At 61.4% G+C, this 1,359-nt stretch carries 2 protein-coding genes and 1 pseudogene; all 3 read right to left on the reverse strand.

The features are described 5' to 3' along the window. Nucleotides 1-251, reverse strand: a 251-nt coding sequence (locus tag VZ95_RS17070; protein WP_045776926.1) for a PAS domain-containing protein, incomplete at its 3' end; no start/stop codon positions are given. A 71-nt stretch (nucleotides 252-322) separates the two neighbouring features. Next, complete coding sequence (locus tag VZ95_RS17075) at nucleotides 323-1,072, reverse strand: DsbA family protein (protein ID WP_052711883.1); 750 nt, start codon at nucleotides 1,070-1,072, stop codon at nucleotides 323-325. After that, nucleotides 1,069-1,359: pseudogene (locus tag VZ95_RS25890) on the reverse strand (M48 family metalloprotease); the annotation flags it as partial. The pseudogene VZ95_RS25890 and the gene VZ95_RS17075, both read right to left, overlap by 4 nt.

The following is a 1,359-nucleotide window of genomic DNA, read 5'->3' on the forward strand; positions in this document are numbered from 1 at the left end:
CCCGCATCAAAGCGCCCTTTGAACTCGGCGGTATTCGTGCAGGGCGCGACATCGGTGAAGAAATTCTTGCCGACCATTTGTTTCGGGTCGCGCCCGGTGATCTGGCCTTCCATCGCATTGAAGCGCAGCACCTTGCCGGTTTTATCAAGCTCAATCGCCCCGAAAGCGAGCGTATCGATCTGACTATCGGACAGATGCGCAATCGTGTTTTGAATATCGTCGCGATCAAACTCAAGAACGGTCAAAGACATACCAATCTCCTGCATAAGCTTAAGTGCAGGCTGCAACTTGTGCTGCGCCGGTCGAAAGGCAAGTCGGGCCGCTAGCTTTTTCGTGCCCGCGCCTCGGCAATCGCCGCCTTTAAGGTTTCGGCATCGACCGCACCGGGGATCATCTTATCCCCGATGATGAAGGCGGGCGTGCCGGACGCGCCGATTTCCCGGCCTTGCAGCAGCACCGCTTGCAGGCGTTGCTTGAGGTCCGGCTTATCGAGATCGGCCTTAAAGCGCGCCATATCGAGCTTCACCTCGCCCGCGATTTTCTCGATGGCTTTTTCATCGAGCGGGCCGCGTTGGGCCATCAGCGCATCGTGCATTTCCTCATACTTGCCCTGCCGCTGCGCCGCCAAAGCCGCGAGCGAGGCTTGCACCGACTGCGGCCCCAGGATCGGATATTCCTTCAGCACCAAGCGCACCTTGCCGTCGGCTTTCACCACCTTTGCCACCGTCTCCGCCGCCTGCTTACAGTAGGGGCAGCGATAATCGAAGAACTCGACAATGGTAACATCGCCCTGCGGATTGCCCAAAACGGGATCGGCGGGGTCGCGCTCCAAGGACGCGCGGCTGGCGGCAATCATTTTTTGCGACCGCTGGGTCTGTTCGGCCTGCTGCTTGGCTTCGAGCGCTTGCAGCGCCTCATAAACCAGTTCGGGATTATCGCGCAGCACCTCGCGCACGAGGGTTTTCACCGCCTCCTTCTGCGCGTCGGTCAAAGGCTCGGCGGCGGGGGCAAGGCCGGACACCAAGAGTCCCCAACAGGTAACGGCCCCGAAGACCAGGCGCATGAAACTCATTCCCGTAACCTTTCCAACTCTTGAATCGCTTGGTTTTCCAAATCCTGGGCGCGCAACTGCCCCGGCGCACCCGCCGGAATGAGTCGCAGCGCCCGGCGGGCCTGATCGCGGGCATCGCGCGGGCGGCCTTCGAGCAGGGCCAGTTCCGCCGTCGCCAAAGCTGCGAGCCCCAGATTATTCTCGCGCCCATAGGTCACGGCGAGCAGCCGCCAGAGTTTTGAGGATTCCGGCTCGAAGCGCTGGGCTTCCATCAGCAAGGCCTGTGCCCGCCGCGCCGCTTCCGCCCC

It is taken from the genome of Elstera litoralis, from assembly GCF_000963705.1.
GTDB lineage: Bacteria > Pseudomonadota > Alphaproteobacteria > Elsterales > Elsteraceae > Elstera > Elstera litoralis.

Bases quoted from the DNA above. Each gene is read 5' to 3' on its own strand.
- VZ95_RS17075 (WP_052711883.1), bottom strand. From the start codon at position 1,072: ATGAGTTTCATGCGCCTGGTCTTCGGGGCCGTTACCTGTTGGGGACTC.